The 13,614-nt window shown below is 67.8% G+C and carries 11 protein-coding genes, 1 tRNA gene and 1 rRNA gene; 1 reads left to right on the top strand and 12 read right to left on the bottom strand.

Annotation, left to right across the window (positions count from 1 at the left end; genetic code table 11):
• Positions 1 to 16: 16 nt before the first annotated feature.
• The 7 genes from ACEZHJ_RS05945 to ACEZHJ_RS05975 all read right to left on the bottom strand — a co-directional run bounded on the left by ACEZHJ_RS05945 (position 17) and on the right by ACEZHJ_RS05975 (position 7,878).
• Positions 17 to 1,105, bottom strand: coding sequence for a FemAB family XrtA/PEP-CTERM system-associated protein (locus tag ACEZHJ_RS05945; protein ID WP_163140965.1), 1,089 nt, complete (start codon positions 1,103 to 1,105; stop codon positions 17 to 19).
• The gene (locus tag ACEZHJ_RS05950) at positions 1,087 to 2,004 is read right to left on the bottom strand and encodes an XrtA system polysaccharide deacetylase (protein WP_163140968.1); all 918 of its coding nucleotides are present in this window, start codon (positions 2,002 to 2,004) and stop codon (positions 1,087 to 1,089) included. Before ACEZHJ_RS05950 ends, ACEZHJ_RS05945 begins: the two co-directional genes overlap by 19 nt.
• Positions 2,004 to 3,269, bottom strand: coding sequence for a hypothetical protein (locus tag ACEZHJ_RS05955; protein ID WP_163140972.1), 1,266 nt, complete (start codon positions 3,267 to 3,269; stop codon positions 2,004 to 2,006). The genes ACEZHJ_RS05950 and ACEZHJ_RS05955 overlap by 1 nt, the downstream gene beginning before the upstream one ends.
• 51 nt (positions 3,270 to 3,320) lie before the next feature.
• Entirely contained in the window at positions 3,321 to 4,121 is an 801-nt protein-coding gene (locus ACEZHJ_RS05960) for a polysaccharide biosynthesis protein (RefSeq protein WP_163140975.1), read from the bottom strand.
• A gap of 1 nt (position 4,122) precedes the next feature.
• A complete protein-coding gene (locus ACEZHJ_RS05965) occupies positions 4,123 to 5,646 on the bottom strand; it encodes an XrtA system polysaccharide chain length determinant (protein WP_163140978.1) in 1,524 nt (507 codons plus the stop codon).
• Positions 5,647 to 5,683: 37 nt separating this feature from the next.
• Complete coding sequence (locus ACEZHJ_RS05970; protein ID WP_018719634.1) at positions 5,684 to 6,208, bottom strand: XrtA/PEP-CTERM system exopolysaccharide export protein; 525 nt, start codon at positions 6,206 to 6,208, stop codon at positions 5,684 to 5,686.
• A 272-nt stretch (positions 6,209 to 6,480) separates the two neighbouring features.
• Entirely contained in the window at positions 6,481 to 7,878 is a 1,398-nt protein-coding gene (locus ACEZHJ_RS05975; protein ID WP_018719633.1) for a TIGR03013 family XrtA/PEP-CTERM system glycosyltransferase, read from the bottom strand.
• Positions 7,879 to 8,467: 589 nt separating this feature from the next.
• Between ACEZHJ_RS05975 and ACEZHJ_RS05980 the strand changes: the two genes are divergently transcribed.
• Complete coding sequence (locus tag ACEZHJ_RS05980; protein WP_018719632.1) at positions 8,468 to 9,664, top strand: Fic family protein; 1,197 nt, start codon at positions 8,468 to 8,470, stop codon at positions 9,662 to 9,664.
• A 488-nt stretch (positions 9,665 to 10,152) separates the two neighbouring features.
• On the opposite strand, the gene ACEZHJ_RS05985 is transcribed toward ACEZHJ_RS05980, so the two are convergent.
• The 5 genes from ACEZHJ_RS05985 to rrf form a co-directional block, all read right to left on the bottom strand.
• Positions 10,153 to 10,228: transfer RNA gene (locus ACEZHJ_RS05985), tRNA-Thr, on the bottom strand.
• 45 nt (positions 10,229 to 10,273) lie between these two features.
• Positions 10,274 to 11,020, bottom strand: coding sequence for a type III pantothenate kinase (locus tag ACEZHJ_RS05990; RefSeq protein WP_018719795.1), 747 nt, complete (start codon positions 11,018 to 11,020; stop codon positions 10,274 to 10,276).
• Entirely contained in the window at positions 11,020 to 12,006 is a 987-nt protein-coding gene (locus ACEZHJ_RS05995; RefSeq protein ID WP_018719796.1) for a biotin--[acetyl-CoA-carboxylase] ligase, read from the bottom strand. The genes ACEZHJ_RS05990 and ACEZHJ_RS05995 overlap by 1 nt, the downstream gene beginning before the upstream one ends.
• A gap of 4 nt (positions 12,007 to 12,010) precedes the next feature.
• Positions 12,011 to 13,294, bottom strand: coding sequence for a M18 family aminopeptidase (locus ACEZHJ_RS06000; RefSeq protein WP_163143211.1), 1,284 nt, complete (start codon positions 13,292 to 13,294; stop codon positions 12,011 to 12,013).
• A 210-nt stretch (positions 13,295 to 13,504) separates the two neighbouring features.
• A 5S ribosomal RNA gene (gene rrf, locus ACEZHJ_RS06005) occupies positions 13,505 to 13,614 on the bottom strand; the annotation flags it as partial.

Here is a 13,614-nt window from a genome sequence, read left to right on the forward strand (position 1 = left end):
GATCAGTCCCTCCCGCTCACGGCAGATACCGCACGATGCGCGGACCGAGCCGGTTGGCCAGCGGCAGCGGCAGCCGCTGCCACAGGCGGATGGCCCGCCGGAACCGCGGGTTGTCCGGGTTGAGGCCCGGCAGCGTCCCGCCGCCGGGCAGCCAGTAGTGCCAGTACAGCGCTACCGGTTCGGCCCCCCACTGACGCTTGAAACGGTACGTCCCGGAATCCGCGGTGGAACGGCCGAAGTCGAAGGTCTGGGCACCCTGCTCCACGGACCGGCGCAGCGCTTCCCAGTAGAGGAGCATGTTCACGCCGAGGTGGTTGTAACGCCGGTCCGACGAGGCCCAGGGGATCTCCACGACCCCGCGGTGACGCAACAGCAACCCGGCCGCGGCGGGCACGCCGTCCACCCGCACCACCAGGATGCGGGCACGCTCGCCCAGCAGCTCGCACAGGCGGAGGAACCAGCGCCGCGGGTAGACCGGGGTGCCGAGATCGCGCATGTTACGCGCGAACACCGCGTAGAACTCGTCCAGGTGTTCGATACCACCGCCGTGCACGCTGGCCCCAGCCTTGAGCGGTCGCCGCACCTGCGCCCGGAGCTTCGGGCCGAACCCCTTCCACAGCGCGTCCGGATCCCCCGGCAGAGCCAGGTGCATGACGACCTTGTCCGTACGCACGGGCCAGTCACCGCCGAGCGGCGTGAGGTCGCGGAACTCGGCATGGTCGACGCCGAGCCGGCCACCCAGCTCCACCGCCGCGTCCATAAGGCGGTCAGTGACGGCGCCGTCGTCGGCCAGCGCACCGCCGTAGTTGAAACACGGCAGTGACACCAGGAAATCGCCGAACAGGGGACTGCGCAGCCGCGCCAGCGGCAGCACGCCCGCCACGGCCCCCTCGTCGGTGTGCGCCGTGAGGTAGTAGGTGCGATGACCGAGGACGTCGGCGAGCAGACCGCGGAAGACCGCCTCGTGGTATAGGCTCGCCGCACGGTGACCCCGGACATAGGCGTCCCAGCCGGTGCTGTCCCAGCGCTCCCGCGGGCCGGAGACCGTGACCCGGACCGGGGCCATGGCCGGCGCGGTGTCCGCGCTCACGCCGACGCCCGGCACGGGGCACCTCCCGCCTCTGTCAGCAGGCCCGTCGCGGCCAGGACGTCGCCCATGGGGGCGAAGCTGATCTCACCGAGCAGCCGCTCAAGGCGTTCACCGGTGCGGTGCAGATTGCGGTAGTGACGCAGCCGCGAGCGCCAGGGCAGGCCGGGGACCCGGGGCTGCTCCGGATCGAGCTCCCAGGGATGGAGGTAGAACACCGTCGGCTGTCCGCCCGCCGCGGCGGCGCGCAACCCGCGGGCAATGAGCGGGTACGGCAGCAACCGGAAATAGCCGCCGCCGGCCACCGGCACGCTCTGGCCGAGCACCCGCCAGGTGGTCAGCGGGAACTCGACGATCTCACCACCCGCCGGCGTGGTCAGCCGGTGGGGGTAGCGCGGCGAGCCGGGCATACCGTAGCGGTCATGCCGGATGGGGAAGATACTGGAGTCGTAGCGAAAGCCCTCCTCGACGAGGATGTCGAGGGCCCAGCGGGAAGTCGGGGTTATGGAATAGCTCGCCGCACGATAGCCGACAACGGGACGCTGGACCTGATCCTCCAGCAGCACCCGCGCACGATGGGTCTCCTCGCGGAAACGCGCCGGCGTCTGGTCGTAGACGAGCTGGTGGCTGTAGCCGTGACACGCGATCTCGTGGCCGCGTGCGGCGATTTCGCGCACCAGCGCCGGGTGACGCTCGGCGATCCAGCCCAGCACGAAGCAGGTGGTGCGCACGCCGTGACGCTCGACGAGGTCCAGCAGCCGACGGGTGTTCGCTTCGACCCGCCGCGGCCATCGCTCCCAGTCCTCCGGGGCGATGGCGCCGGCCAGGGCCGCGACCTGGAAGTAGTCCTCCACGTCGATGGTCATGGCATTGAGCGGCGGCGGACGCGGACGATCAGGGGTCATCGGGGTGGCCATCAGTCAAGACTCCCACCGTAGACCAGGGCGATGAGCACCCGGTTCTCCTCATACTCCGCGGCGTCCACGTCGCTGTTGCGAACGATGTGGCCCACCGCCCCGCGCAGGCGCAGCTCGCTGCCCAGCCGCCAGGTCAGGCTCACGCTTGCACCGTAATCCTTGTCCTCGCGCTCGAAGAGCTGGTAGTGGATGCGCTCGCCGTAGACCTCGCCGCCGAGGTCGGCGCGGGCGCTCAGCGAGCGGCTGCCGGAGAGGCGCAGGCCGGAGATATCGCGGTCGCTGTCCTCGGTCTTGAAGTCCTCGTCGACGTAGTAGCCCCTGGCCTCTGCGGTCCAGATCGGGGCCTCTCGGCGAAAGAACAGCTCGTAGCGGCGCTCGTAGATCAGCGAGGTGCCCACCGACAGGTCGGTGACCGGCTCCAGCCCGCGCAGGATGCCGGAGGTATCGAGCAGTCGTCCGGTGGCGTCGGTGTACTGATGGGCCAGACGGGCGCCGACGAGGGTCGGTGCCGAGCGCCGGTAGGTCACCTCGGAGTCGAGCAGCAGGGCGTCGTCGCTGTCGCGGCCGTCCAGCTCGACCCGGCTCATGCCGAGCTGGGCACGCCACTGCAGCGGTGAACCGCCGGTGCGCTGATGGCCGGCGAAGAGGTCGTAGCGGTCGTAGTCGATCGCAGTATCCGATTGCTCCTTGAAATCGACCTGCTGGGCGCGGCCGATCACGGTGAGCTCGGCGTTCTCGTCGGTGCGGTGCCGCCAGCCGGTGTTCGCCGCGTAGCGGACGCTGTCGGCATCGGACTCGAAGTAGGTGTGTCCCACGCGGCCGCCGAGGAGCCAGTCATCCACCGGACCAAGGTGAAAGGCGGCATCCGGACCGGTCCAGACCACGTTCGCGTTCTGCTGCGCGCCCGGGCGTTCGGCATCCTCGACGGTCTCGCCGACCCGCGCGAAGCGGTCGTAGAACGCCCAGGAGAGGGTGCGCGGACGCAGCCAGAAACGGGTATCCGCCAGCAGGCTCAGGGCCGTGTCGTCCTCGACTGTATTGCGGTAATACTCCTCGCGGGCGACACGGGCCCGGAGATCGGCGTCCAGGCGGCCGCCATGTTCACTGAGCACGCCCTCCACGCCCAGCACCGTGAGCCAGTCGGACTGTGCGTCAGCCTCGAGTGGGGCGTTGTCGGTATAGGTCTGTTCCAGAAAGACGTTGTAATCACCCCGCGGGGCCGCCGCCGCGACGGCACACAGCCCCCACACACCGGACAGCAGCAACCACCCGCTGACACACGGTCGGCGCACTCTCCCCCATGCACGCATATCGCCTCACCCCCATGCCGCCGGCGGGACCGGCTCGTCATTGAATACGATCCCCCCGAACCGCTCCGAGGGGATGACGTCCGCAGCCACCTGCACGCGGTGGGCGGCGTCGCGCCCGTAGCGCACGGCGAGCACCACCGTGTCCGCCAGCCCGGCAAGGATCCGGGCATCCGCCTCGTCGAGGATCGGCGGCAGGTCGAGGACCAGGTTGCGGTCCGGGTAACGCGCGCGCAGGTGATTGAAGAGCTCGCGCAGCCGGGTCATGGACATGGATTCCACGGCATCCGTGCGCAGCGTGCCCGCTGGGATCAGGCGCAGCCGCGGCACGCCGGTGGCGTGAATGATCGCCGCCGGATCGTCGACACGGCCGGCAAGGTAGTCCGTTAGCCCTGTGACAGGACCGTCGCCGGGCTCGGCGAGCAGGTCGTCGAGGCCGGGACGGCGCAGGTTGGCGTCCACCAGCAGCACCGTCTGTATCGCGTCCATGGCGAGGGCAGCGGCAAGGTTGCGCGCGGCGAAGCTGGCGCCCCCGCCCCGGGCCACCCCGGTTACGGCGATGATCAGCCTGCCGCCGCCGGCGACCGAAAACAGTCGCGTGCGCAGCAGCCGGAAGGCGTTGAGCATGCGCACGTCCCTCATGCCGGGGTAGACGAGCCGCCGGGCTTCCAGGGCCGTCGGCGGCCAGGGCGGCGGCATGCGCATGCGCGCGATATCAAGCGCCCGGGACTCGCCGGCAGTACGCACGGTGGCGTCGCTCGATCCGCCCTCCCCGGCCCCGCGGCGTATGGCCTTCTCGATGACGGACATGTCACAACCCTCCTTCGGCACGTGCCAGCATCACCGCCAGAAGCACGATCACGCCGAACACGGCAAGCAGACCCGCGATGGAAAGCGAGAGGAATCCCCGGCGCCGTTCCGCCGCCGTGCGGTAACGCGGCAGCCGTCCCACCACCGCCATGCGGTAGAGCTCCGGCAGCTGCTCGGGCATGTGCACACGGGGCGACATGCCCACCAACACCAGCAGCAGCCCCGCGGGAACCGTGGCGCCGACCAGCACGGTGGCCACGGTGAAATGCCTCGTGCGCGGTCCGTCCGGGCGCTGGGGCAGGAAGGCGGGCTCGTGCACACGCAGGGTCAGGCCCTCACCCTGGTTGTCCAGATTCATCGACACACGGGCGTTTTCCCGGCGTCGGAGCAGGTCCTGGTAGATGTCCTGATTCACGGCGTAGTCCCGCGTCAGCTGGTCCATCTGCCCCTGAAGGGCCTGCACCTCCTCCGCCTGCCCGGTGGCGTCGGCGTAGCGCTGACGCGCGTCGGACAGCCGGGCCCGGATGGTGGCGGCCTCGGTGCGCACCTCGTAGAGCGACTGCTGCAGATCCTGGTAGACCGGGTTGCCGCGCAGGCTCACGCTCGGCCCCTGCTGCCCCTCCGGCTCGGCGGCAGCCTCCTGCGCCTTGGCACGCAGGGCGCTGATCTGGTCGCGGAGCTGGACGATGTCCGGATAGGTGTCGTGGTAGTTCAGCCGCAGCTGCTCCAGCCGGCCCTCGAGCTCGGCGATGCGGGCACGGTACTGATCGGCACGGGAAAGCACCGCGGAGACCTGGACCTCACCGCTCAGCTGGCGCTGCAGCGAGGCCTCACGCACCATGGCCTCACGCAGGGACTGCTCGAGGGTGTCGATGGTGCGGCGAAGCTCGCCCATGCGTGCGCCGACCTGCTCGGCGGCGTTGACCTCGACCACCGGGTAGCGCTTGCGCAGGGCGTCGATCTGCTCCTGCGTGGTCCGCAGCTGCCCCTCGTAACGCCGGACCTGGGCGTCGATGAACCGGAATGCCGCATTGCTCTCGGCGCGCTGGTTCGCCAGCATCTCCTGGCGGAAGGCCTCGGCGATAAGCTTGGTGACCTGAAAGGCGTGCTCGGCGTCGTGGTCGCTGTAGGCGATGCGAATCAGGTTCTCGCCGGGCGTCGTGACCTCGATACGGTCGCGCAGGCGCTCCGCCGCCTGCTCGACGGCGAGTGGCGGGGTATCGTCGCCCACCTCGCCGGCATCGGTGAGCACGCGGGTGAGCAGCGTACGGCCGTATATCACCTCTCGGGCGTTCTGTGCCTGGGAGGTCAGATCGGGCCGTACCGCGCGCCCCTCCATGAGGGGGTCGATGATGCTCTGCTCCTCGACAAACAGAGTCACCGACGAGGTGAAGGAGCGCGGCCACACGAACGTGACCAGCGTGCCTACCACGAGCAGGGAGAGGAAGACGGCGAGCACCGCCCATTTGCGGCGCACACCCTCGGCGAGCACCAGGCGGAGGATCTGGTCGATGGGACCGTTCATGGTCGTTCGCCCTCGGCGCGACTGGCTGCGATAGCCGTTAGAAGACCCGCTCGGGAATGGTGATCACATCCCCGGGCTGGAGCGCGACATTGGTGGTGAGATCGCCGCGCTCCAGGATGTCGTCGAGGTGCACGGCGAAGGCCTCGGTACGATCACCGGTGCGCCGGTAGAGCATGGCCCGGCCGGGGGCAGCGAACTCGGTCATGCCCCCAGCCTCGAGGACGAGATCGAGCACCGTCATTCCCTGGCGCCAGGGCACCGAGGCAGGCTCTTCGACGGCACCGGTGACACGTACCCGTGAGAGGTACTCGTGGCTGTTGAGCTCGGTCACCACAACCGTCACCTGCGGCTCGCGGACGTAGTAGGCGAGGGCCTCGCGGATGCTCTTCGCGACCTCCTCCGGGGTGTGCCCGCCGGCGGCAACATCGCCGACCAGGGGCACCGATATCATCCCGTCCGGACGCACGGGCACGACCACGGAGAGATCGGGGTTGCGCCAGACGTTGACGGAGAGCTCGTCATCCGGACCGATGTGATAGCGCTCGCCCGGGGCATAGGACATCGGGGCGCCTTCGCCCTGCTCGGGACTGGTGGGGGGCGTCGGTGGCCGCGAAGCGCACCCGAGAAGCGACGTGGACGCCGCGATAGCGATCACTAGGGGAAGGATCCGACGCATGGCAGTGCCCTCCTGCTGGCAGCCTCTGCGACCCGTTGACCGGCTCCATTCCCTAAAGTTGAAATGGCGCCAATGGTTTCAAATTATCAGCCATGAAAAACGTGCGCAACTGTGCAAAAACAGGGATCAACATAGTAAAAACGAGATCCATGTCGCATTCAGCGCACGCCGCGACCACAGAAAACCGCCTCGGCCGTCTGCAGGAGAATTGTGAGATCGAGCCTCAGGCTCCTGTTTTTTATGTAGAAAAGGTCGTACCGCAGCTTCTCGAAGGCATCCTCCTCCGAGGCCGCGTAGGCATAGTTGATCTGAGCCCACCCCGTCAGCCCGGGGCGCACCACGTGACGAACGCGGTAGTAAGGCAGACGTTCGGCGAGCTGCTCGACGAAGGCGGGCCGCTCCGGTCGCGGCCCGACGAAGCTCATCTCGCCGCGCGCGATATTCCAGATCTGGGGCAGCTCGTCGATACGGTAGCGGCGCAGCACACGGCCGACCCGCGTGACCCGCGGATCATCACGCTGGGCCCAGCGCGCCTCCCCGGGACGTTCCGCATCCGTGGTCATGCTCCGCAGCTTCAGCACATCGAAGGCGTGACCGCCCTGGCCGACCCGGGCCTGCCGGTAGAGCACCGGCGCATGCCAGCCGTCCTCGAGCTTGATGGCGAGCACGGCGAGGAGCAGCAGCGGACCGGCAAGCAGCAACACCAGTGCAGAGACCGTCAGATCGAACCCGCGCTTGACCAGATCGGAACCGCGCTGGGCGATGAACCCGGGGGAGAACACCAGCCAGCTCGGGTCGAGCGCCTCGAGCTGGAGCTTGCCCGTCTCCCGTTCCACGAACGAGGCGACGTCGGTGACCGCGACCCCCTGGGTGCGACAGGCGAGCAGCGCCTCCACGTCCATCCCCCTGCCACCGAGGCCGCGACGGCGTTCATCCAGGGCAACGACGATCTCATCGATCCCGTTCGCCGCCACCCACTCCGGCAACGCCCGGTCGAGCTCCACCAGTCGCACGGGCTCGACGATCCGCGACTCGTCGCTCGGCAGCGCCACGAAGCCGACGACGCGCAGCCCCAGAAGGTCGGTGCGGCGCCTCAGCCGTGACAGGGGCTGGGCCCGGCGCCCCGCACCGAGAATCAGCACCCGCCGCTTGATGCCCTCCGCACCGAGCCAGCGGAAATAGCCGGCCCGCAGGACGAGGACCAGGGAGAACGCGAGGGCCCAGCTCCAGGCGAGCACCGTCATGTCGAGGCCGGGACCAAGCAGGAGGTAGTACAGCGCCGCAGCCAGCAGCGCCGCCCCCGCGAAGGCCAGCAGCGCCCGCACCATCACCCCGCCGAAACGGTCGCGCAGGCGGTAGTTGTACAGCCCGGTCGTGGTCATGCCCAGAACGGCCAGTACACCCGCCACGCCCGCGGGAAACGCCCCGCTCACGAGGTCGCCACCTCCGGTGAGCATCCGCCCGGCGAGCAGCAACGCCGCTGCGACCACCAGCCCCTCAAGAAGGGGCAACGCCAGGAAGATACGGTAATAGTAATGACTGCTGATTCGTTTCATGCCCCTCTCCCGGTAGCGGCGTTACCCGCACCAGCCCGGCGTACGAGACGCACGTGCCCCGCTCCCGCGGCACGCCCCTAGCAGCAGACTAGCCCCCTCCCGGGGCGCCGAATAGCACCGGCAGAGAAGCCGTCAAAGCGCCCCCCAGAGACGAAGAAAGCCCCGCAATTCATTGTTTATTCGAGCGTTTATTGACGCCCCAAGACACCATGGAGAGGACGAGGGTCACGACCATGCCGCCGAGCTGTAGCAAAGGCACGACAAGCGGGTGGCAGTACCACCAGCGGGGGCTCACGACACAACCGTGCCTTCGAAGCGACAAGGGGAAGGCGCCGAAGAATGGCGCTGCCGGCACCGGGAAAAGCGGAGGGGACGCCGCCCCGCGGCGGGTACGCAGAGGGCCGGGGCAGCGCAGGCCGCACAATGCGCTGTCGCGGCTCAAGCGACACGCATCCCCGGCCAGTCGGCCACGCTGTTAAACCGGCGCAAAACACCACGGGGACCAGCAGCTCACTATTTTAAAAAAAGCGACTTCGGTAAAATACCAGTCCAGGATTTGGCCACCTATTCAACTCACGTGAACTAACCCATGAGTACACGAACCGGACGGTACATCAAGCAACCGAGCGGCTACCGGGCCTTCGTCCCCGCACCCCTGCCGCCCGAACCGCCCGTAACGCGCAACGACGAGCTGGATCGTCTCCTCTCGCAGGCCGACCGAGCCCTAGGGCGACTGGACGGTGTTACCTCCGTGTTACCGAACCCTGAACTGTTCGTCGCCATGTACGTTCGCCACGAGGCCGTTCTGAGTTCCCAGATCGAAGGCACCCAGAGCACCCTCGAGGACGTGTTGGGTTATGAAGCCGAGCACGCCATCAACGACCAGCCGCAGGATGTTGAGGAAGTCGTCAACTATGTCGCGGCCATGAACTACGGCCTGTCACGTCTCGACACGCTCCCGCTGTCGCTCCGACTTCTGCGCGAGATTCACGCAAAGCTATTGACCGACGTCCGCGGCGCCGAACGGCGGCCCGGCGAGTTCCGTCATAGTCAAAACTGGATAGGCCCGGCCGGTGTAGCGCTCAACGACGCGGAATTTGTACCGCCACCGCCGGACACCATGCACGAGGTCTTGGGCAACCTCGAAGAGTTCCTGCACGACCGCGCTACCCTGCCGGACCTCATACACTGCGCCATTGCGCATGCCCAGTTCGAGACCATTCACCCATTCCTGGACGGCAACGGTCGTGTTGGGCGCCTTCTGATCACACTGCTGCTTTGCGAGCGGGGCATACTGCACAAACCGCTGCTCTACCTCAGCTACTATTTCAAGGCGCACCGTGCTCAGTACTATGACCGACTCATGGCCGTCCGCCACGACGGTGACTGGGAAGGTTGGATCAAATTCTTCCTGCAAGGTGTGTTCGAAGTCAGCCAAGCGGCCACGACCACGTCCCGCGAAATCCTGACACTCCGCGAACAACACCGGGAGCAACTTCGCGACAACGCGATGGCTCAACAGCTGCTCGACATCCTGTATGAGCATCCCATCGTGTCGATCCGTACCGTCGAAGGGGCGTTGAACACGTCGTATGTTACCGCCCAACGGACAGTGGAACACCTGGAAGCCCAAGGCATTCTGAAGGAAATAACGGGCCGAAAGCGCAACCGACGCTATCGCTACCAGCCCTATGTCGACCTCTTCCAGCGTCAGAGCATCCTTGCTCCCGACGAGGAGCTGCGGGAGCCCGCAACAACCGGTAGCGAGTCGCCCCCGGCATCATAGTGGCCACTAGCCCCCCTCCGCGCAAAAGCTGCACACTGTTTGCCAATCTGCGGAGATGTGGAACGCCTAAACGTCGCGTGACCACGACTAAACAACCTATTGCTCGGCAGCCTCTATCAGGCTCTGCATTATCGTGAACGTATCCGCCCCGACGGTACGCACGTTAACGTCACCCTCGTCTACGCCGTCGCCCGAATCCAAACCTGCGTGCCGACCGATTTTCGCCCGTTCCTGGGCCGTTCGGGTGGTAACACCCACGTCTTCGTGACACCAATTTGCCACCCATGGCATGTCCCGGGGCGGCTCTACCCTGGTGGTGCAACGGCACCGGAATTCGCATGACCATGCGCTATGCCGACTCTGCGCTGGATCACCTGGGGGATGCGGTGCGACTGAACCCATTGGCATATCGTAGACAGGGTGTGGACAGCCGCCCACAAAAAACGCCCGCCTGTGAGGGCGAGCGTTCCATAAGTCCCTTGATTGACTGGAGCTGGCGACAGGAGTCGAACCTGCGACCGGCTGATTACAAATCAGCTGCTCTACCAACTGAGCTACGCCAGCCTGGACGCTAGATAATAGTGGCTCGGCAAAAGCCAGGCAAACACGTCATTCTGCGTCGCGCATGTCCAGGTAATGCGCCAGCCCCTCCAGGACGAGCTGCGGCGCGAACTCCACGTGCCCCGGGAGATGCCCGCGCAGCGCGGGGGCATCGCCGCCGGTGATGACAGTGGCCGGCTCCTCGCCATGGGCACGCCGTATCACCGCCTCCAGCCCCCCGATCATTGCCGCGAGGCCATGGAAGGTGCCAGCTCGGATGGCGTCCGCCGTATTGTCGGCGAGCAGGGGCAGCGCACCGTCGGAGACGGCGGGCAGGCCGTGGGTACCGGCATGCAGCGACCGCCGCATGGTGCCCAGGCCGGGCAGTATCATGCCGCCGTGATGACGGCCGTCCTCGCCCAGCAGGTCGATGGTGACGGCCGTCCCGCAATCGATGACGATGGCCGGCAGCCAGCCATGCGCGAGCGCACCGACCATTGCCGCCCACCGGTCCGTGCCCAGCTCGACCGGGCGGTGATAGGCGACCTGCACACCGCCGCCTTCCGTCGGCGTGCAGACCACTTCGAGCTCGAGGCCGAAGGCCTCTCGACACACGCTGGCGAGCTCGTCAATCCGCCCCGGGGCGGCAACGGAGATCGCGGCGGCGCTGTCCGGGGCCGGAAGCCCATCCAGACCCGCCTCGATGGCCGCGCGGTTGCCCGCACCGGGCGGCAGCACGCCACTGTGTCGGATCTCTCCCGCGTCGACGATGGCCCATTTCACCCGGCTGTTGCCGACGTCGAAGAGTAATCGCATCACGCTGGCCTCACCCGGACATCGCCGGAGAAGAACCGGGAGACGCCCCCGGGCGTCTCCACCAGCAGTGCGCCGTCGGTATCGATACCGCGGGCGGTGCCCTCCTCCCGGCGGTCGCTTAGATGGATCACCACCGCCTGCCCCGCGAGCAGGTCCACCCCGGGCCAGCGCTCTGCGAGCAGGGTTGCGGTGCGTGCCGGGACGGTCGCGCACGCCTCGACCACCGCATTGACCACACCGGCCGCCAGCGTATTGCGATCGAGTTCGGACACGATATCGGCGACCCCCACCGACGGCGCCGCGAGGCCGCTGCCGTCCTCCGCGTCGCCAGAGCGCCAGTTCACCCCGATACCCACGACGACCCGGCACTGGCCGGTGGGATCACCGCTGAGCTCTGTCAGAATCCCCGCGAGCTTGCGGCCATCCACCCAGACGTCGTTCGGCCATTTGACGGCGGCACGCCCGACACCCAGCGCGCGCAGCCGCTCCGCGACACACACACCCACGGCCAGGGTCAGTCCGGTGGGGCCGCGTTCCAGGTTGCGGTACGGCCAGGAAACGGAGATATAGACGCCGCCGGGGGGCGATGCCCAGGCGCGGCCGAGCCGGCCGGTCCCCGCCGTCTGACGCTCGGCAATGACGATTCCGACGCGCCCCGCTTCCGGCGGACTGCGGCGCAGCTCGGCGTTCGTCGAATCTATCGATTCGAGCACCTGCAGCTCGGGGGCATTCACTCCCGTGAGCGCGTCGCGGATCCGGGCCTTCGACAGCGGCACATAAGGGGCGACGGCGCGGTAGCCACGCCCGGGTTCGGCAACGATCTCATGGCCGGCGCGGCGTAGCGCCTCCACCGCCTTCCAGACCGCCGCACGGGAGACCCCGGCATTCGCGGCCAGGGCCTGCCCGGAATGCACTTCACCATCCGCCAGCGCCGCGAGGACCCGTCGGCTCGCGCTGGTCCCGTCACCGGCGTTCTCGGTGCTCATCGGCTCAGACCTCGGAGAGACAGGCGCGGAAGGCGGAAACGAGATACGCCGGATCCAGCGCCCCCGCAGACTCGCGGGCGCTGTGCATGGCCCACATGGCCCCGCCGACGTCGACGGTACGGATACCGAGCCGTGCCGCGGTGATGGGTCCGATCGTGCTGCCGCAGGGCAGATCGTTGCGGTGAACGTAGCGCTGTACCGGCACGCCGGCGCGCTCGCAGGCGTGACGGAAGTATATCTCACCCTCGCCGTCCGAGGCATAACGCTGCTTGGCGTTGAGCTTGATCACCGGACCGCCGTTTACCCGGGGCGCGTGGCGCTGGTCGTAGGCCTGCGGGAAGTTCGGATTCCAGGCATGGGCCATGTCCGCACTGACCACCCAGCTGCGCGCGAAGATCGCCTCGCGCCCGGCGGCCGCGTCGGTGGCCGCCAGGATCCGCTCGACCGTCGCCGGCAGGAACGTGCCCGCGGCACCGCGGTGGGACTCACTACCGACCTCCTCGTGGTCGAAGCAGGCGAGCAACGTGACGCCCTCCGCCGGCGCCTCCTGGACCAGCGCGCACAGACCGGCGTGGCAGCTCGCCAGGTTGTCGATCTGGCCGTTGGCGATATATTCGCCGTCCGCACCGAAACGCGTGCCGGGCTGGGTATCGGTGAGCGCCAGCTCCCAGCCGAGCACCGCGCCGGGGTCATGACCGAGCTCCTCGGCGAGGAAGGGGGTGAGACCATTGTTCGCACGGTCAGAGAAGACCATGCCGAGCTGGTCCTGCAGCTGGAACTTGAGACCGTCCTCGTTGACCCCCCGATTGAGGTGTATTGCGAGGTTGGGCAGACGCACCAGGGGCCGGTCCCCGGCATAGAGCAGCGGCACCGGCTCGCCGTGCTGACCACGGCACCACACGCGGCCGGCGAGGGTGAGGTCCCGGTCCGCGAACGTCGCGATGATGGGTCCGCCGTAGATCTCGACACCGAGAGCCGCCGACGGCTCGCCGGCCGTCGAGCCCTCCGGCCGCATCCGAAAGCCCGGCGAGTCCGTGTGCGCGCCGATGATGCGCAACCCGGAGGCAGCGGGGTCGCGCCCGACGCGGAATGCGATGAGGCTCGCACCACCTCGGCGCACGAAATATCCGCGGCCCGGCGCCAGCGTCCAGGCCTTGTCCTCGCGCAGCTCCTCGAACCCCATCGCCTCCAGCTGCGCGGCCATGATCGCCGCCGCGTGCCAGGGGGACGGCGCGGCGTCGATGAACGCCAGCAGGTCGTCCGCGATCTCGTATTCCTGTACCGCCATCGCTCTGTCGTTTCCGCTCGTTGTCTGCGTTCGTGGCCGGTCACCCACGTCCGTTGCGACCAGGCTCGATCACCATAACGTATCACTTCCGGGCGCCTGCCACCGCCCCGGCGGGACGTAATCGCCACCGCGGGAAAAACCGCGCCGTTGCTGCCGGAGCGCGCATAAAAAAACCCCCGGCCATTAATGGCCGGGGGTTTAGGGATAAGAGCCTGGCGATGACCTACTTTCGCACCACAGCGAGGCGGCACTATCATCGGCGCGGAGTGGTTTCACTTCCGAGTTCGGTATGGGATCGGGTGGTTCCCACTCGCTATATT

It is taken from the genome of Arhodomonas sp. KWT2 (assembly GCF_041949875.1).
GTDB classification, from domain to species: domain Bacteria; phylum Pseudomonadota; class Gammaproteobacteria; order Nitrococcales; family Nitrococcaceae; genus Arhodomonas; species Arhodomonas aquaeolei.